The sequence below is a fragment of the Methylobacterium sp. 001424705 genome, assembly GCF_059816145.1.
Genome location: NZ_JCBANU010000009.1, coordinates 76,711 through 95,381, shown reverse-complemented (window position 1 = coordinate 95,381; position 18,671 = coordinate 76,711). Strand labels below are relative to the sequence as shown.

The 18,671-nt window shown below is 71.3% G+C and carries 17 protein-coding genes; 14 read left to right on the top strand and 3 right to left on the bottom strand.

The window, feature by feature from the left end; translation table 11 throughout:
* The first annotated feature begins 36 nt into the window (after nucleotides 1–36).
* The 8 genes from AC6EUL_RS09330 to AC6EUL_RS09295 all read left to right on the top strand — a co-directional run bounded on the left by AC6EUL_RS09330 (nucleotide 37) and on the right by AC6EUL_RS09295 (nucleotide 11,809).
* Nucleotides 37–1,182 carry a glycosyltransferase family 4 protein gene (locus tag AC6EUL_RS09330; RefSeq protein WP_499869911.1) on the top strand — a complete coding sequence of 382 codons (1,146 nt, stop codon included), beginning with the start codon at nucleotides 37–39 and terminating at the stop codon, nucleotides 1,180–1,182.
* The gene (locus tag AC6EUL_RS09325) at nucleotides 1,163–2,422 is read left to right on the top strand and encodes a glycosyltransferase family 4 protein (RefSeq protein ID WP_499869910.1); all 1,260 of its coding nucleotides are present in this window, start codon (nucleotides 1,163–1,165) and stop codon (nucleotides 2,420–2,422) included. Before AC6EUL_RS09330 ends, AC6EUL_RS09325 begins: the two co-directional genes overlap by 20 nt.
* Entirely contained in the window at nucleotides 2,419–3,792 is a 1,374-nt protein-coding gene (locus AC6EUL_RS09320) for a glycosyltransferase family 4 protein (protein WP_499869909.1), read from the top strand. Before AC6EUL_RS09325 ends, AC6EUL_RS09320 begins: the two co-directional genes overlap by 4 nt.
* On the top strand, nucleotides 3,789–5,300 hold the full coding sequence (locus tag AC6EUL_RS09315; RefSeq protein WP_056221587.1) for a lipopolysaccharide biosynthesis protein: 1,512 nt from the start codon (nucleotides 3,789–3,791) through the stop codon (nucleotides 5,298–5,300). The genes AC6EUL_RS09320 and AC6EUL_RS09315 overlap by 4 nt, the downstream gene beginning before the upstream one ends.
* A 113-nt stretch (nucleotides 5,301–5,413) precedes the next feature.
* Nucleotides 5,414–6,667: an O-antigen ligase family protein gene (locus tag AC6EUL_RS09310; protein ID WP_499869908.1), complete on the top strand. Its 1,254-nt coding sequence runs from the start codon at nucleotides 5,414–5,416 to the stop codon at nucleotides 6,665–6,667.
* A 194-nt stretch (nucleotides 6,668–6,861) separates the two neighbouring features.
* Nucleotides 6,862–7,947, top strand: coding sequence for an efflux RND transporter periplasmic adaptor subunit (locus AC6EUL_RS09305; RefSeq protein ID WP_499869907.1), 1,086 nt, complete (start codon nucleotides 6,862–6,864; stop codon nucleotides 7,945–7,947).
* The gene (locus AC6EUL_RS09300; protein WP_499869906.1) at nucleotides 7,944–11,045 is read left to right on the top strand and encodes an efflux RND transporter permease subunit; all 3,102 of its coding nucleotides are present in this window, start codon (nucleotides 7,944–7,946) and stop codon (nucleotides 11,043–11,045) included. Before AC6EUL_RS09305 ends, AC6EUL_RS09300 begins: the two co-directional genes overlap by 4 nt.
* A gap of 182 nt (nucleotides 11,046–11,227) precedes the next feature.
* The gene (locus AC6EUL_RS09295) at nucleotides 11,228–11,809 is read left to right on the top strand and encodes a TetR/AcrR family transcriptional regulator (RefSeq protein ID WP_056273867.1); all 582 of its coding nucleotides are present in this window, start codon (nucleotides 11,228–11,230) and stop codon (nucleotides 11,807–11,809) included.
* A gap of 49 nt (nucleotides 11,810–11,858) precedes the next feature.
* Here the strand turns inward: AC6EUL_RS09295 and AC6EUL_RS09290 are convergent, their stop codons facing one another.
* Nucleotides 11,859–12,236 (bottom strand): hypothetical protein, encoded by a 378-nt coding sequence (locus AC6EUL_RS09290; protein WP_056221571.1) that lies wholly within the window; start codon nucleotides 12,234–12,236, stop codon nucleotides 11,859–11,861.
* Between the two features lie 160 nt (nucleotides 12,237–12,396).
* The gene (gene ndk / locus AC6EUL_RS09285; protein WP_056221568.1) at nucleotides 12,397–12,819 is read right to left on the bottom strand and encodes a nucleoside-diphosphate kinase; all 423 of its coding nucleotides are present in this window, start codon (nucleotides 12,817–12,819) and stop codon (nucleotides 12,397–12,399) included.
* Nucleotides 12,820–13,113: 294 nt separating this feature from the next.
* Here ndk and AC6EUL_RS09280 point away from each other — a divergent pair, with 294 nt between their 5' ends.
* Nucleotides 13,114–13,659, top strand: a complete 546-nt coding sequence (locus AC6EUL_RS09280; RefSeq protein WP_056221565.1) for a DUF2147 domain-containing protein — start codon at nucleotides 13,114–13,116, stop codon at nucleotides 13,657–13,659.
* A 37-nt stretch (nucleotides 13,660–13,696) separates the two neighbouring features.
* On the opposite strand, the gene AC6EUL_RS09275 is transcribed toward AC6EUL_RS09280, so the two are convergent.
* A complete protein-coding gene (locus tag AC6EUL_RS09275; RefSeq protein ID WP_056495638.1) occupies nucleotides 13,697–14,332 on the bottom strand; it encodes a glutathione S-transferase family protein in 636 nt (211 codons plus the stop codon).
* A 217-nt stretch (nucleotides 14,333–14,549) separates the two neighbouring features.
* On the opposite strand from AC6EUL_RS09275, the gene AC6EUL_RS09270 reads away from it, so the two are divergent.
* The 5 genes from AC6EUL_RS09270 to AC6EUL_RS09250 all read left to right on the top strand — a co-directional run bounded on the left by AC6EUL_RS09270 (nucleotide 14,550) and on the right by AC6EUL_RS09250 (nucleotide 18,631).
* Nucleotides 14,550–14,840, top strand: coding sequence for a hypothetical protein (locus tag AC6EUL_RS09270; protein WP_443189824.1), 291 nt, complete (start codon nucleotides 14,550–14,552; stop codon nucleotides 14,838–14,840).
* Nucleotides 14,841–14,983: 143 nt separating this feature from the next.
* Nucleotides 14,984–15,400: a DUF4345 domain-containing protein gene (locus AC6EUL_RS09265; RefSeq protein ID WP_056350275.1), complete on the top strand. Its 417-nt coding sequence runs from the start codon at nucleotides 14,984–14,986 to the stop codon at nucleotides 15,398–15,400.
* The gene (locus AC6EUL_RS09260; RefSeq protein ID WP_499869905.1) at nucleotides 15,397–17,412 is read left to right on the top strand and encodes an FUSC family protein; all 2,016 of its coding nucleotides are present in this window, start codon (nucleotides 15,397–15,399) and stop codon (nucleotides 17,410–17,412) included. Before AC6EUL_RS09265 ends, AC6EUL_RS09260 begins: the two co-directional genes overlap by 4 nt.
* On the top strand, nucleotides 17,412–17,606 hold the full coding sequence (locus tag AC6EUL_RS09255) for a DUF1656 domain-containing protein (RefSeq protein WP_056221554.1): 195 nt from the start codon (nucleotides 17,412–17,414) through the stop codon (nucleotides 17,604–17,606). Before AC6EUL_RS09260 ends, AC6EUL_RS09255 begins: the two co-directional genes overlap by 1 nt.
* A 2-nt stretch (nucleotides 17,607–17,608) precedes the next feature.
* On the top strand, nucleotides 17,609–18,631 hold the full coding sequence (locus AC6EUL_RS09250) for an efflux RND transporter periplasmic adaptor subunit (protein WP_056273859.1): 1,023 nt from the start codon (nucleotides 17,609–17,611) through the stop codon (nucleotides 18,629–18,631).
* Nucleotides 18,632–18,671 lie beyond the last annotated feature (40 nt).

Here is an 18,671-nt window from a genome sequence, read left to right as displayed (position 1 = left end):
ACGGACAATCCCCCCATCCGGAGCCGCCGAGCCACGATGACCCGCGTCCTCGTCAACATGCCGAGCCAGCATGGCGGCCGCCCGTCCGGCGTGGCGTTGGTCGCCTTCCGGGTGATCGCCGGGCTGCTCGACCGGGGCACCGTCACCGTCGTCCTGCGCTCGCCCTGGACCCGCGCGCAGCTGCCCGAGGCGATCCGCGACCGGGTCGCGGTCGTGACCGTGCCGCGCCCGCGCCTGATGATCCTCGACGTCCTGCGCCAGGCCGTCACCGTCCCGGCCCTGTGCCGGGCGGAAGGGATCGACGTAGTCTTGAACGCCGATCCCTACGGTGCGGCCTTCGGCGGCCGGGCCCGCGTCACCGTCGTGCACGACCTCTACTTCCGAACCATCCCGGACTGCACCGGGTGGCGCGAGGCGCTCACGACGGACCTGATCTTCCGGCTGGTCCTCGGCAACAGCGCCCGGGTGATCGCGGTCTCGGACACCACCCGGGACAGCCTCGGGCAGTTCTACCCCTCCCTGCGCGAGCGCGTCCGGAGCGTGCCCTCGGCGGCCATGCTCGATGCGTCGGCGACGGGCGGCATCGCGCCCGAAACCGCGCGGGGCGCCTACGTTCTGGCGGTGGGCAACGCCACCCACAACAAGAACTTCGCCGCCCTGGCGCGGGCGGCCGCGGCGCTCTCCCAAACCCATCCCGACCTTGCCATCGTCCATGTCGGCGAGGACGCGCAAGAGACCATCGCGGCGGCCTTGGCGGGGGCGCCGGTGCGGCTGACGCGCCTGTCGCGCATCGGCGAGGATCGCCTCGCCGCTCTCTACCGGGACGCCCTGTGCCTGTGCGTACCCTCCTTTGCCGAAGGATTCTGCCTGCCGGTGCTGGAGGCGCAGACCCTGGGCTGCCCGGTGCTGTGCTCGGACCGCTCGGCGACGCCCGAGATCGCCGGGAATGGTGCGCTTACCTTCGATCCCGCCGATCCCGCTGCGCTCGCCGCGGCCCTGCGCCGCCTCCTGCACGAGCCCGGCCTGCGCGCCGACCTGATCGCGCGGGGCCACGCCAATGCCCGACGCTACGACTGGGCCGAGACCGCCCGGCGCTACGAGAGCGTGCTGCTCGAGGCCTTGCGGGACGCCGCCCGCCCAATGCCCGCCGGGGAGGCCTCGGATGCGCATCCTGCACCTTAGCTCCCTCTACGCCCCCGAGCAGGTCGGCGGCGCCGAACTGATGGTGGAGACCCTGGCCCGGACCCAGGCCGGCCTCGGCCATGCCGTGGCGGTGGCCTGCGCCTCGCGCCGGGTGGAGGCGCCGACCCTCCAGGACGGGGTCACCGTCTACCGGACCGGCCATGGCACGCCCTTCCACAGCCTCGACTGGCCGCAGCATGGACGCCTCGACCGCCTCCGCTACAAGCTCGCCACGCAGTGGAACCGGAAGACGGTGATCCGGATGGAGGCGGCGGTCCGCGCCTTCGCCCCCGATGTCGTCAACACCCACTCGATCTCGGAGATCACCCCGGCCGTCTGGCCGATGCTCCGGCGCCTCGATATTCCGGTTGTCCACACGCTTCACGACTTCACCAGCCTGTGCACCAACGGTGCGATGGCGAAGCACGGACGCGCCTGCGCCGGCCAGCACTTGAAGTGCCGGCTCTACGCCGAGCCGCACCGCCGCTGCCAGCGCGCGGTCTCCGCCGTCGCGGCGGTCGGCACCGACATCCTGGACCGGCACTTGGCGGCCGGGTTCTTCGCGGAGATTCCCGACTCGCTTCGCCGAGTGATCTGGAACCCGATCGCCTCCGGTGGCCCCTCCGCTCGTCCGCCGCGCAGGCCCGGCGATCCGGTCGTCTTCGGCTCCCTCGGCCGCATCGAGGCGTCGAAGGGCACCGACGTGTTGCTGGCGGCCTGCCGCCACCTGCCGCCCGAGGGGTGGCGCCTCGTCGTCGCCGGCCGGGCTGCGGATGGGCTCGCGCGATACCGCGCCCTGGCCGAGGGGTTGCCGGTAACGTTTGTCGGGTATGCCGACAAGGATGCCTTCCTCGACGCCATCGACTGTCTCGTCGTCCCGCCGGTCTGGCCGGAGGCGTTCGGCCGGACGGTGGCGGAAGCCTATGGTCGCGCCGTGCCGGTGATCGGAACCGCCGTGGGCGGAATCGGCGAGCAGGTCGGCGCCGGCCCCTGGCTCGTCCCTCCCGGCGATGCGTCCGCCCTGGCCGCCGCGATGGCGCGAGTCGTGGCGGCGCCGGAGCGCCTTCCCGAGGGCCTGTCCCGCGCCGAAGCCGTTCGCTCGGGCACCGACCCCGACGTCGTCGCCGGCGCCTATCTCGAGCTCTACGCCGCCGTTCGCGCTGGCGTCGCGACCTCCCCCCATCCTCTCCCGCCGGTGGCCTTCTCCGAGCCCCCGCGTCTCGACGAGTGTCGCCCATGACCGCTTCCATGATGACCGCGTCCGAGATGGCCACCGCCGCGATGACGGCCCCGGGCCTCACCCGCGCCCAGCTGGCCCCGTCCGCCGCCCCGGCGCTCGCGGTGCGCGGCGCGGAGAGTGCCGCACGGATCGCCGCCACCGGGCCGCTGCGCATCCTGCATCTCAGCGCGCTCTACCCGCCCTACATCGTCGGCGGCGCCGAGCGGTCGGTGGAGCATCTCGCCGAGGAGCTGGTGGCAGCCGGCCACACGGTGGCGGCGGCCTGCATCGCCCGGGAGGCCGAGCCCAAGACCGTGCGCAACGGCGTCACCGTCTACCGCATGGCCCACAACAACGATTTCTGGCTGGAGGACTGGCCGAAGGCGACGCGGGTCGGCCGCACCTGGGCCAAGCTGAAGCAGCAGTGGAACTTCGCCATCGCCGCGGAGTTCGGCCGCGTCCTCGACGATTTCCGGCCCGACATCGTCAACACCCACTCGCTTCTCGACGTCTCCACCCTGGTCTGGCGGGAGGCGGCCAAGCGCGGCATTCCGATTGTCCACACGGTCTGCGAGTACGACCTGATCTGCGGCAATGCCGCGATGTTCCGGCACGGCAAGCCCTGTACGCACTGGCACCTCGGCTGCAAGGTGGTGAACGCCACCAAGCAGATCACCAACCGGGCGGTGGGCGCCGTGGTCAGCGTCGGAACCGAAATCCTGAAGACCCACGTGACGCACGGCCTGTTCCGCCACCTCGCGCCGGAGCGCCGCCGGGTCATCTACTATTCCTGCACGGTGCCGGACGGCGACCCAGAGGCGCGGCGGCGGATCGACCGCACCGGTCGGCCGATGACCTTCGGCTATCTCGGCCGCATCAACGTCGAGAAGGGCGTCGGCACCCTCGTCGACGCATTTCGCGCGGTGGGCCCCGGCGACTGGCGCTGCCTCGTGGCCGGCCAGGCGATGGACGACTCGATCGACCGCTTCACGGCGCAGGCCGAGGGGCTGCCGATCGAGTTCGTGGGCTGGGCCAAGCCCGCCGACTTCCTCGGCGAGATCGACGTGCTCATCGTGCCCTCGTTCTGGGCCGAGCCCTCGCCGCGGACGATCTACGAGGCCTACGTCATGGGCGTGCCGGTGATCGGCGCGGCCTCGGGCGGCATCCCCGAGCTGATCGGCGAGGACAACGCCGAATGGCTGTTCACGCCGGGCAACGACGCCGAGCTCGCCGACCGAATCCGGGCCGTGATCGCCCGCGGCCGCGTCGGTCTGCCGGACGAGCGCAGCTTCCAGCACGTCATCCGGGAATCGACCTCCGAGCGCGTGGCGGAGAAGTATCTCGATCTCTACGCCGAGCTTGTGGACGAGCGCCGGGCCGATCGCGCGTGAGCGCCACCGCACTGCTTCCGGGGCAGGCCGCCACCGCCCCGGCCGCCCTCGGGGTCACCGACGAGCCGGACGTCTCCGGCCGCTCCTTCGCGGCGGCCCGCTGGGTGGCGCTGGCCTCCGTCGGCAACGTCGTCCTCAGCTTCGGGGTGTTCCTGGTCCTGGCCCGGCTGATCGAGCCCGCCCAGTTCGGGCTCGTCGCCGTCGCCGCCGTGTTCATCGACATCCTGCAGATCGTCGCCCGCGGCGGCCTGCCCGACGCGGTGGTCCAGCGGGCCGATCTCGAGGAGGCCTTCGCCGCTACCGCCTTCTGGGTCACCCTGGCCTCCAGCGTCGTCTACGCTGCGGCCCTCGTCGCCCTGTCCTGGCCGATCGCCTGGCTGCTCGACCTGCCCGAGCTGCGGCCCGCCCTCTGCGCGCTCTCCGCCTGCTTCGTGATCTCGGCCCTGGGCGCGATCCACGAGGCGCGGCTCCAGCGCAGCTTCGGCTTCCGCAAGCTTGCCCTCCGGGCGCTCGGCGCGAACCTCCTCGGGGGCGCCGCCGCTCTGGCCCTGGCGCTCGCGGATTACGGGGTCTGGAGCCTCGTGGTCCAGCGCCTCGTCGCCACCGGCGCGACCACGCTCCTGACCTGGGCGGCGATGCCCTGGGTCCCGGCCCGGCGCCTAGATCTCGCGGCGGCCCGGCGCCAGATCGCCTTCGGCTCCCGGGTCTTCTCCACGAACCTGCTGCTGGTCTTCTCGATCCGCAGCCAGGAGGTGATCGCCGCCTATTTCCTGTCCACCGCCGATGTCGGCCACCTGCGCCTCGCCTGGCGCTGCATCGACCTCGTGAGCCAGGTCGCGGTGATCCCGTTCTCGGCGGTCGCGCTGACCACCTATGCCCGCCTGCAGGACCGACCGGCCGACCTCGCCGCCGCCTTCCACGACTTCACCCGGACCTCCGCCTTCCTGGCGCTGCCGGCCTTCTTCGGTATGGCGGCGGTGGCCCCGACGGTGATCCCGTTCCTGTTCGGCGAACAGTGGCACGACGCGGCGCCGGTCCTGCGCATCCTGGCGCTGCTCGCGCCGGAATTCGTCGTGACCTCCATGCTGTGGATGATCTTCACGGCGCTGGGCCGCAGCGGCACCGCCCTGAAGCTCGCCGGCGCCCAGTTCGGGATCGGGGCCGTGACGGCGATCCTCACCGGACCGTTCGGCCTGTCGGCCCTCGTCATCGGCCACGTGGTCCGGGCCTACCTGTTCTCACCCCTGATCGTCGCGCGGGCCGGGCGCTTCGTGCCGGTGAGCAACGGGGGCCTCGTCGGGGTGCTGCTGCCCGCCACGGCCTGCGCCGGCGCCATGGCGGCCCTGGTCTTGCTAGTGCAGGAGCCCATCAACGCGGCCCTCGGCGACCGACTCGGCCTCGTCGCCTGCGTGACCCTGGGCATGATGGCCTATGGCACCCTCGCCCTTGTCTTCCTGCGTCCCACCGTCCGCGCGGCGCTCGGGTTCTTCGTCCGCCGCGGCGGCTGAGCCACCGGCCTCCCGGCACCTGCACGCTTCGCAAACCTTTGCGCGCCAGAGTGCACGCGCGGGCGGAGGCATGCCCGGGCCGGGCACGCGGCGTCTTCTCGGGGGCCGGAGCGATGACGGGACCAGCGGGGCCGATGGCGGCCGGGATGCGGCGGACGCGGGCGGTGCCGATCATGGCCGACCGTGCGGCCGTGTTCCTGCTCGGGGTCGCCCTGCAGCTCAACGTCCTGACCTCGAGCTTCGGGCTTCCCTTCCAGCGCCTGTCGGACCTCCTGCCCTTCCTGCTGATCCCCTGGTTCGGCCTGCGCCGCGCCGTGATCGCCGAGGGGCTGCGCCAGGCTGTCCCGATGGGGGCCGTCGGAATCCTGATCGCCCTCTCGCTGGTGCTGAAGGCCGAGATCCAGGCCGGCGACGTCTACCTGACCCTCGTCCTGCTGCTCTACTTCGTCCTGGCGATGATCCTGCTTGTGATGTTCCGCGACCGGAGCCTGGAGAACGCCTTCTGCTGGGGCCTTCTCGCGGGCCTCGGCGGCTCGCTGGTCGTCCTGCTGCTCTCGTCCTCCGGTTTGCCGCTGGACCGCTTCGGCCTCGGCGTCCCGACCGATGGCCTGGACGAGGAACTCAAGCTCTTCGTCGAGGACAAGCAGGGCGGCCTCTGGGCTTCCGGCAACGAGACCGGCCACGTCTTCGCCCTCGGCGGGGCGGCGGCCCTGCTGCTGAGCCTGCGCTACCGCTTGAACCTGATCTACCTTGCCTATTTCGCGGCTCTGCTGGCGAGCTTTCCCCTGACCAACAACCGCTCCGGGCTGTTCATGCCGGTGCTGATCCTGCTGGTGCTGATGCGCCGGAGCATCCGGCTGCAGGTGGTGCTGCCCGTCCTCGGGGTGCTCGGGATCCTGCTCGTCGGCTTCTCGATGACCGGCGAGATCCCCCTGCCCCAGAAGTTGGCGCAGTCCATCGAGACGCGCTTTGCGGGCGATGGCAACGTCTCGGGCAATGCCGACGAGCGCTTCATTTCCGGCTTCACCGCCCTGCAACTCGTGGCGGAATACCCGTTCGGTGTCGGCGAGACCACGCGGCGCGAAGAACTTCGCGCCCTCACCGGGCTGGTGACGCCGCATAACGGCTTCATCTCCCTGGCGCTCCAGAGCGGCATCGCGACGGCGCTGCTCCTCCTCGCGGCCCTCGTGCGGATCGCCCGCGCACCCGCCGCCGCCGGTCCCTTCGTCGCCTACACGGCCCTGTTCCTGGTGCCCTCGATGATGTTCGAGGAATTGTCGGTGAACCAGTACTTCCTCTTCTTCATGGCGGTGCTGCTGGCCTCGCTGATCGTGCGGTCCGGTTCGGAGCCGGCAACCGGGCGCTAGGGGTACGGGCGGCACGTCGGCCGATCCTGTCGCCCCACGGTTCTCGTCCGGTGCCCACCTCTCGCGGTGTCGACTTCCCTGGGTGTCCCCCCGCACGCGGGGGCGCCACGGCAGCGTTGACCTGTTCCATCCGCCAAAATAGATGATAATCATAATCTTATAGCGGCGGATGGTCCGGCTGCGGAGGATGCATCATGCAGAAGTGGTTCGCACCCGGTCTGGCGTCCCTCGCCCTCGGCGCCTGCTCGCCGGCGGAGACGGCGGTGAGCCCTGAACCGCCCCTCGTTCAGGTGGCCGAGGTCGTCCGCGGTCCCGGCGCGGTCGCGCGCTACACCGGGGTGATCCGGGCCCGGACCGAGAGTAACCTGGGCTTCCGGGTCGGCGGCAAGATCTTCGAGCGCCTCGTCGACCCGGGCGACCGGGTGCGTCGCGGGCAGCCCCTGATGCGACTCGACCGCACCGACTTCACCCTCGCCCTCGACGCCGCCCGCGCCTCTGCCGAGGCGGCCCGGGCCCAAATGATCAAGGCCAAGGCGGACGAGGAGCGCAGCCGAAGGCTGGTGGCCGACGGCTGGACCTCCCGGCAGACCTACGACCAGAACAAGGGCGCGGCCGACGCCGCCATCGCCCAGCTCGCCCTTGCCGAGGCCCAGTCCAGTCAGATCCAGAACCAGGCGGGCTATGCCGAACTCCAGGCCGATGCCGACGGCGTCGTCATGGAGGTGCCCTCCGAGCCCGGCCAGGTGGTCGCGGCCGGCCAGACCGTGGTCAAGCTCGCCCGCGACGGGGCGCGCGAGGCGGAGGTGTTCCTGCCCGAGGGCAGCCGGCGCGCTGCCGAGGGAGAGGCCTCCGCCACCCTCTACGCCGAGGGCGCGGCGACGTACCCGGCGCGCCTGCGCGAACTCTCCGCCACCGCCGATCCGGCGACGCGGACCTACCGGGCGCGCTACATCCTCTCGGGCGGGGGCGAGGCCGCCCCACTGGGCGCCACCGTCACCCTTCAGCTCATCGATGCCGCGGCGGCCCGCGTACCGCGCGTCGAGGTGCCCCTCGCGGCCCTGTTCGACCAGGGGCACGGCATCGCGGTCTGGCGCTACGACGCCGCCACCGAGACCGTGCGTCCGCAGATCGTGCAGGTCGCTCGCCTGGGCGAGGAGCGCGCCGAGATCGTCGACGGTCTGAACCCCGGCGACCGGATCGTGGCGCTCGGTGCCCATCTCCTCACGGCCGACCAGCGGGTGCGCCCGGCGCCCGCCAGCAGGACCGGGGTGGTGCGATGAGCGGCCTCAACCTCTCCGCGCTCGCCGTCCGCGAGCGGGCCGTCACCCTGTTCCTGCTGATCGCGCTGACGGGGGCGGGCTTCTTCGCCTTCCAGAAGCTCGGGCGGGCGGAGGACCCGGCCTTCACCGTCAAGGTCATGACGGTCTCGGCCGCCTGGCCCGGCGCCACGGCGGAAGAGATGCAGCGCCAGGTCGCCGACCCCCTCGAGAAGCGCCTGCAGGAGCTCGTCTACTACGACCGGGCGGAGACCACGGTGCGCCCCGGCCTGATGGTGACGAAGGTCATCTTCAAGGATGCGATGCCTCCGGCCAAGCTCCAGTCGGAGTTCTACCAGGCCCGGAAGAAGCTCTCCGACCAGGCCTCCAGCCTGCCGCGTGGAGTGCTGGGGCCGCTCTTCAACGACGAGTTCTCGGACATCTACTTCGCCCTCTACGCCGTACAGGCCAAGGGTCTGCCACACCGCCAGCTCGTGCTGCGCGCCGAGGACCTGCGCCAGCGCCTGCTGCGGGTGCCGGGCGTGGAGAAGATCAACATCCTGGGTGAGCAGACCCAGAAGATCTTCGTGGAGATCTCCTACCAGCGCCTCGCCACCCTCGGCATCACCGGCCAGCAGCTGCTGGCCGCGCTGGCTAACCAGAACGACGTCACCCCGGCCGGCTTTGTCGAGGCGGCGGGACCGCGGGTGTACCTGCGTCTCGACGGGGCCATCGACGGCCTCGACGCCATCCGAAATCTTCCCGTGGCCGCCGGCGACCGCAGCCTCAAGCTCGGCGACATCGCCGAGGTCAGGCGCGGCTACGAGGATCCCCGGACCTTCGCGATCCGCAACGACGGCGACCCGGCCCTGATGCTCGGCCTCGTAATGAAGCCCGGCTTCAACGGGCTGACGCTCGGCGCGGCGCTCAACGCCGAGGAGGTGGCGATCCACCACGAGACGCCGGTGGGCATCGCCTTCACCAAGATCACCGATCAGGCCAAGGTCATCGACGACGCCATCCACGAGTTCATGGTCAAGTTCTTCACCGCCCTCGGCGTGGTGATCCTCGTCTCCCTGGTGGCACTCGGCTTCCGGGTCGGCATCGTGGTCGCGCTGGCCGTGCCGCTCACACTCTCGGCGGTGTTCGTCGTGATGATGGTCACGGGCCGCGATTTCGACCGCATCACGTTGGGCGCCCTCATCATCTCGCTCGGCCTCCTCGTCGACGACGCCATCATCGCCATCGAGATGATGGTGGTGCGCATGGAGGAGGGCGCCGACCGCATCGCGGCGGCGACCCATGCCTGGAGCGCCACGGCCGCGCCGATGCTCACCGGCACTCTGGTGACCATCGCGGGCTTCCTCCCCGTGGGCTTCGCCGCTTCCACGGCAGGTGAGTACGCCGGCAACATCTTCTGGGTGGTGGCCTTCTCGCTGATCCTCTCCTGGATCGTGGCTGTGACCTTCACGCCCTATCTCGGCGTGAAGCTCCTGCCGAACATCCAGCGCGTCGTGGGGGGACACGAGGCGATTTATGCCACGAAGACCTACGAGCGCCTGCGCCGCGTCGTGCGGATGTCGGTCGACCACAAATGGCTCGCCGCCGGCATCACCGTGGGGCTGTTCGCCCTCGCCGTGGCGGCGATGGGCAAGGTCGAACAGCAGTTCTTCCCGAACTCAGAGCGCCCCGAGCTCATCGTCGAGGTCACGCTGCCGGCGGGCTCGGCCTTCGCCACGACGGAGGCCAGCGTCAAGCGGATCGAGGCCGCGGTGCGCGATCTGCCGGAAGCTGGCGCGATGACGAGCTACATCGGCCAGGGTATGCCGCGCTTCGTGCTCTCCTTCGATCCCGAGCTTCCTGATCCGGCCTTCGCACAGATCGTGGTGCAGACGGCCGACGCGCAGGCGCGCGACGTCCTCAGGGGCAAGCTGCGCCGACTCGTGGAGGACGGCCGCTTTCCGGAAGCCCGCGTGCGGGTGCTCCAGATCGTGTTCGGCCCACCCATCCGCTTTCCCGTCGCCTTCCGGGTGGTGGGGCCCGACCTCGACGTTATCCGCGGCATCGCCGCCGAGGTTCGGGAGGTCATGGCGGCCAATGCCAACATGCGCCTCGTCCATCTCGACTGGGGCGACAAGACCCCGAGCCTGCGCCTCGCCTTCGACCAGGAACGTCTGCGCCTCATCGGCCTGACCCCGAAGGAGGCCGGCCAGCAGCTGCAGAGCTACCTCAACGGCACGCCCGCCACCCAGGTGCGCGAGAACCTGCGTTCCGTCGACGTCGTCCTGCGCAGCCCCGGCCCCGAGCGGCGCTCCCTGGGCGAGATCGGAGACCTGACGCTGACGACCAAGGACGGTCGTCAGGTGCCGGTCTCGCAGGTGGCGCGCCTGGAGAGCCGGACCGAGGACGCGGTGCTCAAGCGCTACAACCGCGAGACCTACATCCGCGTCCAGGGCGACGTGCTCGACGGCAAGCAGCCGCCGGACATCCACGCCCAGGTCTTTCCCCTCCTGGCGCCGATCAAGGCCAATCTCCCGCCGGGCTACCGCATCGATACCGCGGGTGCCGTGGAGGAGAGCGAGAAGGCGATGATGTCCCTGGTGGCGGTGTTCCCGATCATGCTGATCGTGACGCTCACCGTCATCATGATCCAGGTCCGCTCGTTCGCCACCATGTTCATGGTCTTCGCCACCGCCCCGCTGGGCCTGGTGGGCGCAGCACCGACCCTGCTGCTCTTCCACCAGCCCTTCGGCTTCAACGCGATCCTCGGGCTGATCGCCCTGTCGGGAATCCTGATGCGCAACACCCTGATTTTGGTGGACCAGATCCACCACGACCAGGCGGCGGGCCTGGGGGATTACGACGCGATCGTGGAATCCACGGTGCGGCGCGCCCGTCCCGTCATCCTCACGGCGGCGGCGGCGATGCTGGCCTTCATCCCGCTCACCCACTCGGTGTTCTGGGGGGCGCTGGCCTACGTCCTCATCGGCGGCGTCGGGGTCGGCACCCTGCTGACCCTCCTGTTCCTGCCCGCCCTCTACGCCCTCTGGTTCCGGGTGGCGCGCCAGCCGCGCAACGCGCGGGGCGCCACCGAGACGGCGCCGCAGGGGGCCGGAACCTGACGCAGGCGCGGGGCGAGATCCCGGCAGCGGTGGTATAAGCGTATCGCGCCGGGCTTGCCCGAGACCGCGCGGGCCGTCGGCCGATCCGTACCCTGTTCCCCTCGGCGGGCCGGCCGATGCGGACCTGTATCGATGACGGCCCGCATCTATATAAGACCGGGAAGGCAGCGGGAGAGCCGGAGATGCCGAGAGTTTCGCAGGAGCAGGCCAAGCTCAACCGCCAAAGGGTCGTCGCGGTCGCCGCCGCCCTGTTCCGGGAACGTGGCCTGCACGGGGTGGGGGTGGCCGACATCATGGCCTCGGCCGGCCTGACGCATGGCGGCTTCTACGGCCAGTTCGCCAGCAAGGATGCGCTGGCGGTCGAGGCGTTCGACGCGGCCCTCGGGGAGGACCGGCGGGGCGCGCTGGACATGCTCATCGCCAACTACCTGTCCGTCGGCCACGTCCAGTCGCCCGGCATGGGCTGCCCCCTCGCCGCCCTGGCTAACGACGTCGCCCGCGAGCCGGCGGGGAGTCCCCTGCGGGGACGCTTCACCCATGGGGTCCGACACCTCGTGGGCCTGCTGTCCGAGCTCTCGCCCCAGGGTGCGAAGGAGCGCCGCCGCCAGCGCGCGCTCGCCAAGTTGTCGACCCTCGTGGGCGCCGTCGTGCTGGCACGGGCGGTGGACGATCCGAGCCTCGCCGAGGATCTCCTCCGGGCCGCACGGACCGCCGCGGGCGAGCGCGGTGACCCACCGGCCCCCGACAGCGCGTCGCCGCCCTGAACCGGCACCGACGCGTCGCCTCCCGGGGCTGTCCGGGACGGACGGAGCCTTACGCCGGACGCGGCAGCTTGCAGCTGTCGAGAGCGTTCAGGGCCTTGGCGCGGGCGGAATCGTTGAAGTAGCCGGTGCTGCGGTAGCCATCGAGCTCGCTCTTGTCGAGGCTTGCCAGCGTCTGGTTCGCGTAGCAGCCGCAGGGGCGGGCGAGGGAGACCTCGGAGACGTTCTGCAGACGGGCCTGGGTGACGGTGCAGGCGTGACGCACGCGGCCGGTCAGGTTGCTGGTGGAGGCCGTCTTCAGCGCCGGATCGGGAGTGTAGCCTTCGAGCGACGCGGTCGGGCCGGACTTGTTGGCGTTGCAGGCGGCGACGAGCGAGAGCAGGCCGGCGGCGAGCAGGAGCCGGCCGGTGCGCGGGGCGATGGAGCGCATGGAATGATGGGTCCGTGAAAGCGATTCGGGAACGAACCGGTTTCACGTCCGGGCCCCCGCCGCGCAAGGGCGCCGGGGCCACACTGGGACGGCAAACGCCGAAGCTTCCGGGAAGCTTCGGCGCGCCGGTTCGGTCGACCGTGTCCGAACCCCGAAGGATTCAGCCGACGATGTCGGAATCCTGGAAGAACTGGGCGATTTCCGCCTTGGCGTTCTCGAGGCTGTCGGAGCCGTGGACGGTGTTCTCGCCGACCGACTCGGAGAAGGTCTTGCGGATGGTGCCCGCGTCGGCGTTGGCCGGGTTGGTGGCGCCCATCACTTCGCGGTACTTGGCGACGGCGTTCTCGCCCTCGAGCACCTGCACGACGACCGGCCCGGAGGTCATGAACTCCACGAGCTCGCCAAAGAATGGGCGCTCCTTGTGGATCTCGTAGAACGTCTCGGCCTGGGCGCGGCTCATCTGGATGCGGCGCTGGCCGACGATGCGCAGGCCCGCCTTCTCGATCACGGCGTTGACCGCGCCGGTCAGGTTCCGCTTCGTGGCGTCGGGCTTGAGAATGGAGAAGGTGCGCTCGGTGGCCATGGTCCGTCCGGTTGTAATCGCTCAGCCGAAAATGGCTTCGGCGCCGGGCTTATAGCCGCCAGGCCCCCGGCCCTCAACCCGAGGCGCGAACGCGGGGGATAACCTGAGCGCGGCCGCGGGTTTTCCCGCTGCCATGGCTTTGGCGCAACAGCGCCGGAAATTCGCCCGAATGCGGACGCCTCCTGTGGCCAGACGAACACGGCCCTGCCCCCGCGCCGGGTCGCTTGCCGATCCCCTTGCCGACTCTCTGGCCGCCGGCCTTCCGCCGCAGCCACGCCACCTGGAGACCTGGACATGCGCGTCGCCCTCACCGCCGCCCTCATCCTCACCGGCCTCGCCCCCGCCTCCGCCGCCCCGGCCCAGGACCCCTCGGGGACCTGGCTCACCGGGGACGGCCGCGCCAAGGTCCGCATCGACCGCTGCGGCCCGGGTGCTGCCAACATCTGCGGGAAGGTGGTCTGGGCCAAGACCGCAACCAACGAGGACGGGACCCCGCGCACGGACATCAAGAATCCCGATCCGAAGAAGCGCGGCCGCCCCGTGCTCGGCCTGACCCTCCTCGACAACCTGAAGCCCGAGGAGGCGAAGTTCTCCGGCGAGATCTACAACGCCGACGAGGGCAAGATGTATCAGGTCAGCCTGGAGCGAGAGAGCAGCTCCGAGCTGTCGGTCTCAGGCTGCCTCCTCAAGGTCCTGTGCGGCTCGCAGACCTGGACCCGGGTGCCCGACGTGAACCAGCAGGCCTCCGCCGCCGCGCCCGAGTCGGCGCCCGCGCCCCGGCCCGCGCCGAAGGCTGCCAAGGCCGCCCCCACGAAGGCGCTCGCGGCGCCGGCCGAGTGACGCCAGCGGCGTGACGCGTATCGGGTGACGCCTCCGCTCAGACCGCCGCGAATCCCCGCTGAACGGCCGGCCGCGCCATGACGCGGTCGAGCCAGGCCCGCACGTGGGGCACGCTGGCCAGCTCGATGCTCTGCTTCTCGTGGTACTTGGCCCAGGGTAGGATCGCGATGTCGGCGATGGAGAAGTCGCCCGCCACGAAATCGCGGTCCGCGAGGTGCCGGTCGAGGACGCCGTAGAGGCGCTGGGCCTCCGCGGTAAACCGGTCGATGGCGTAGGGGATCTTCTCTTGCGCGTAGATGCGGAAATGGTGGACCTGGCCGAGCATGGGCCCGAAGCCGCCGACCTGCCAGAACAGCCACTCGTCCACCGCCACCCGGGCGCGCTCGTCGGCCGGGTAGAGGCAGCCGGTCTTGCGCCCGAGATATTGCAGGATCGCACCGGACTCGAACACCGTGATGGGTTCGCCCCCCGGGCCGTCCGGGTCGACGATGGCGGGAATCTTGTTGTTCGGCGAGATCTTCAGGAAGTCGGGCGCCATCTGGTCGCCGCGGCCGATATTCACCGGCACCACCCGATAGGGCAGTCCGCACTCCTCCAGCATGATCGGGATCTTCCAGCCATTCGGCGTGCTCCAGGTGTGCACGTCGATGGGTTTTCCCGGCGCGTGTGCCATGCTGATGTTTCCGACCCTGTTCAGGCTCGCCCGACCCGCCGAAACAATCGGGAACGCGAGCGGATGGTTGCAGACTCCGTGCCACCGCCACAACACGTGACACGAGCGGTGGATCGCGTCGACACCCGTACAGATGGCACTTGCCCTCGCCCGGGGTTGTGGCTGTGATGCGCCCGGCCCGCCGCACGGCGGCGCCCAAGCGTCCCCGGGGGTCGTCATGCTGTCGTTCCGTTCGCGTCACACCCGTGCTTTGTTCGCGGGCTTGCTGCTTCTGGCAAGTCCCCTCCTTCTGACAAGCCCGTTCGTCGCGGGCGGTGCGCTGGCACAGGCCGCGGCGGCGAAGCCCGCCAAGGAGCTCAGCGTCGGCCAGAGTGCCGCGCGCGAGCGCCAGAAGAAATGCGGCGCCGAGTGGCGCGCCCTCTCGGTCGCCGACAAGGCCGCGCAGGGACCGAAATGGCCGCAATACTACAGCAAGTGCGTCAAGCGCCTGAAGCAGATGAAGGCCTGAGGGGATCCGGCCGCGCGCGGGCGTCCGCGGGCGGCCGACATCGTGTGCGGGGCCGGGCGGCCCCTTTCGCGGACCGCCAAGGAACGTAAGCCTGGCCGTCCCGGTTGCCGATCCTGACAGGCGGATTCCGGACGGACGCGACGATGCGGGAACGGCAGGCGCTGCAGCGCGCGGTGGCGGTGATGGCCCTGGTCCCGGTGGCCTCCGGCCTCTACGGCGTGCTGTTCGGGCTGAACGGGATCGGACGCGGCGGCCTCGTCGACGTCTCCGCCGACAGCCACTTCCGCTACCTCTCCGGCCTGCACATGGGCATCGGCATCCTGTTCTGGACCTGCGTGCCCGGCATCGAGACCAAGACCACCCTGTTCCGCTTCCTCACCCTGGTGGTGGCGCTGGGCGGCCTCGCCCGCCTCCTCGGCTGGGCGCTGACCGGATTGCCGTCGTTTCTGATGCTGGCCGCCCTGGCCGTCGAACTCCTCGTCAGCCCGCTGCTCTGCCTGTGGCAGGCCCGGGTCGCGGCGCGTGCCGCCGACGCGATGCCCGGCGGGGTCATCGGGTGAGCGCCCTCGCCGACAGCCCGCCCCGCATCCCGGACCGGATCCTCGCCGCAATCGAGCGCGTGGTTCCGAAGCCCGCCGCCTGGGCCTTCGCCGTGCGGATCTGGCTCGCCATGATCCTGGCCCTCTACGCGGCCTTCTGGCTGCAGCTGTCGAGCGCCTCCTCGGCGGCCGTCTGCGTGGCGATCCTGGCCCAGCCCAAGCGCGGGCAGGCCCTGTCGAAGGCGCTCTACCGCTTCCTCGGCACCCTCGTAGGGGCGGCCGTGGCCATCGTCCTGATGGCCTTGTTCGCGCAGGACCGGGTGGTGCTCCTCGTCGCCTTCGCCACCTGGCTCGGCCTGTGCGTCTTCACCGCCCACTTTCTGCAGGACACCCGGGCCTACGGGGCCATGCTGTCGGGCTACACCGTGGCGATCATCGCCATCGCCCATATCGACACGCCGCAGAGCACCTTCGACGCGGCCGTGGACCGGGTGGCGGCGATCACCCTCGGCATCGTGGCGATCACCGTCATCAACGACGCCCTCGGCTCGCCCAGCATCTGGCGGACGGTGCGCGACGCCCTGGGCGACGCCCTCGCGGAAACCCGGGCCTTCGCCCGCGAGACCCTGACCCGGGGCGATCCCGGCTCCGAGCGGACCGCCGCGCTGATCCGCAAGATCGCCGCCCTGCGGGGCGACGCCAGCGCGATCGCGGGCGAACGCGACGACGGGCCGGACCGGGCCGCGGGGGCGCGTAGCGCCATCGCGGCGCTCTACGTCATGGCAGCGGCCGCCCGCCATGTCCGGGCGGCCCTGGCCCGCTTGCCCGCCCCGTCGCCCGCCGTCGCGGAGGCGCGCGCCCTCTGCCTCGGGCTGACGGAGCCGGAGGCCGACCCGGCCCTGGCGGTGGCACGCCTGTCGGACCTCGTCGCGGAGGCCGTGCGGGCGGGCGACCAGCCCCTCGACGCGATCCTCGTTCTGCAGCGCGCCCTCGATTTCGCTCGGGCGGCCGCCTTCGCGGCCGATGGCTCCCGCGTCCTCGCCCATGGGGGGCGCCCCTTGCGCGACGTCCCGCTCCCGACCCACCGCGACGTGCCCGAGGCCGTGCGGGGCGCCCTGCGGGTGGTGATCGCCTTCGGCCTCACGGCCCTCCTCCTCGTCGCCACGGGATGGCCGGCCACCTCCTTCGCCCTGGTCCAGGTGGCGGCGACCTGCTCGCTCTCCGCGATCACCCCCGACCCGCGCGTCTTCGCCAAGGGCGTGCTCATCGGCATGCCGCTGGCCGCCCTCTGCGCCGGTCTCGTGCTGTTTGGCGCGCTCGCCGGCGTCCAGGGCTTCCCCCTGCTGGCGATCGCCATGGCGCCGGTGGTCTTCGCCGCCTGCTTCCTCAGCCTCAACCCGCCGACTTTCGGCATCGGGTTCATCCTGCTGGTGTTCTTCCCCGTGCTGCTCTCGCCCGCCAACCCCCAGAGCTACGACCCGCAGGGGTTCCTCACCAACGCCTTCCTGGTGATCTTCGCGGCGCTGATCCTGTTCTTCACCGTCCGGATCATCCTGCCCATCTCCAACGCCCGCCACCGTGCCTTCGCCCTCGATTCGGCCCGGCGCGCCCTGGTCGAGGCCTTGGCGGGCCGGGGCGGCGACGCCACGACCCGGACGAGCCTCAACAGCGACCGCCTGCTGCAATTCGCCCGCTGGAGTTCGGGCAGCGCGGCCGTACGCCGGGCGAGCCTCGACCGCGCCTTCGAGCTCGCCCGGATAGAGTCGGCGGCCGCGCGCGCCCAGGCGCAGCTGCGCGGCCTCGCCCGGGACGGTGCCCTGGCTGCGGTCGCGGGCCGGGCCCGCGCGGCCCTTGCGAGCGTCGACGCCGGCCGGATGCGGGAGGCCGCCGCGGCCCTTCTCGCCGCGGGCGGGCCGGCCGATCCGGCCACGCGCCTGCACCTCGCCCGGGCGGTGAGCGACCTCGCCACGGCCGCCCACGTCGCCGAGGGTCAGGGCCGCTTCCTGCGCCGCCTCGGCATCCGGGGCGCCTGATGCGCAGCGACCTCGATCTCGGCGGCGTGCTGCTCTCGCCCTTCGTGGCCTACGCCGCCGGCGCGCTGGCGATCCTCCTAGGTCTGCGCCTGCTCTTCGCGCGCCTGCGCATCGCCCGCTACGTGGCCAACCCGCCCCTGGCGGAGGCCGGCCTCTACGTGTGCATCCTCGCTCTCCTGATCGTGTTCCTGTGACCATGGCTCAAGACCCGCCCGCCGAGACCGCCGCCGCAGGGCCAGACGGCCGCTCCCGCGGCTCCGCCCCGGATACCCGCCCCCGCGCGCCCGGCCGGGGGCGCCGGGTGCTGCGCCTGCTGATCACCGGGCTCATCCTGGCCTGCGCCTTCGTCGCGGCGGCCCTCGTCTGGCAGTTCTACGTGACTGCCCCCTGGACCCGCGATGGGCGGGTGCGCGTGCAGGTCGCCAGCGTGGCCCCCCAGGTCTCGGGCCAGATCACGGAGCTGCGCGTCGCCGACAACCAGACCGTGAAGAAGGGCGACATCCTCTACGTCATCGATCCGTTCGACTTCGAGGTCTCGGTGACCTCGGCCCAGGCCGAACTCGACAACCGGGAGGCGGACCTCCAGGTCAAGCGGACCCAGGCCGCCCGGCGCGAGGCGCTGACCACCCTCTCGACCTCCATCGAGGAGAAGCAGCAATATGCCGGCACCGCCAAGATCGCCGAGGCGGCGGTGGCCTCGGCCAAGGCGCAGCTTTCCCAGGCCAAGATCAATCTCCAGCGCACCCAGGTGCGCTCGCCGGTGAACGGCCGGGTGACGAACCTCTTGCTGCGCCCCGGCGACTACGCCACCACCGGCACGGTCAACATCGCCGTCATCGACACCGATTCGTTCTGGATCGACGGCTATTTCGAGGAGACCAAGATGGCCCGGATCCACGTGGGCGATCCGGTCTCGGCCGAGCTCCTCGGCTACGATCCGCTGATCCGCGGCACGGTGGAGAGCATCACCCTGGGCATCAGCACCGCCAACGCCACCGCGAGCACCCAGGGCTTGCCGAACGTCGACCCCGTCTACACCTGGGTCCGCCTCGCCCAGCGGGTGCCGGTGCGCATCCGCATCGACGTCGTGCCAAACGGCGTCACCCTGGTCGCCGGCATGACCGCCACCGTCTCGGTGGGCGCGCCCGGCGCCCATCGGCGGGACTGGCTCGCGGGCCTGCGGAGCCGCTTCAGCGGGACCGCGGTGCCCACCCCGTAGGTTGTAGCGACGGGGCGTGCGGTGGCAGCCGCGCCCAAGC

Coding starts and splice junctions, on each gene's coding strand:
- AC6EUL_RS09330 (WP_499869911.1), top strand. CDS start 37: ATGACCCGCGTCCTCGTCAACATGCCGAGCCAGCATGGCGGCCGCCCG.
- AC6EUL_RS09325 (WP_499869910.1), top strand. CDS start 1,163: ATGCGCATCCTGCACCTTAGCTCCCTCTACGCCCCCGAGCAGGTCGGC.
- AC6EUL_RS09320 (WP_499869909.1), top strand. CDS start 2,419: ATGACCGCTTCCATGATGACCGCGTCCGAGATGGCCACCGCCGCGATG.
- AC6EUL_RS09310 (WP_499869908.1), top strand. CDS start 5,414: ATGACGGGACCAGCGGGGCCGATGGCGGCCGGGATGCGGCGGACGCGG.
- AC6EUL_RS09305 (WP_499869907.1), top strand. CDS start 6,862: ATGCAGAAGTGGTTCGCACCCGGTCTGGCGTCCCTCGCCCTCGGCGCC.
- AC6EUL_RS09300 (WP_499869906.1), top strand. CDS start 7,944: ATGAGCGGCCTCAACCTCTCCGCGCTCGCCGTCCGCGAGCGGGCCGTC.
- AC6EUL_RS09295 (WP_056273867.1), top strand. CDS start 11,228: ATGCCGAGAGTTTCGCAGGAGCAGGCCAAGCTCAACCGCCAAAGGGTC.
- AC6EUL_RS09290 (WP_056221571.1), bottom strand. CDS start 12,236: ATGCGCTCCATCGCCCCGCGCACCGGCCGGCTCCTGCTCGCCGCCGGC.
- ndk (WP_056221568.1), bottom strand. CDS start 12,819: ATGGCCACCGAGCGCACCTTCTCCATTCTCAAGCCCGACGCCACGAAG.
- AC6EUL_RS09280 (WP_056221565.1), top strand. CDS start 13,114: ATGCGCGTCGCCCTCACCGCCGCCCTCATCCTCACCGGCCTCGCCCCC.
- AC6EUL_RS09275 (WP_056495638.1), bottom strand. CDS start 14,332: ATGGCACACGCGCCGGGAAAACCCATCGACGTGCACACCTGGAGCACG.
- AC6EUL_RS09270 (WP_443189824.1), top strand. CDS start 14,550: ATGCTGTCGTTCCGTTCGCGTCACACCCGTGCTTTGTTCGCGGGCTTG.
- AC6EUL_RS09265 (WP_056350275.1), top strand. CDS start 14,984: ATGCGGGAACGGCAGGCGCTGCAGCGCGCGGTGGCGGTGATGGCCCTG.
- AC6EUL_RS09255 (WP_056221554.1), top strand. CDS start 17,412: ATGCGCAGCGACCTCGATCTCGGCGGCGTGCTGCTCTCGCCCTTCGTG.
- AC6EUL_RS09250 (WP_056273859.1), top strand. CDS start 17,609: ATGGCTCAAGACCCGCCCGCCGAGACCGCCGCCGCAGGGCCAGACGGC.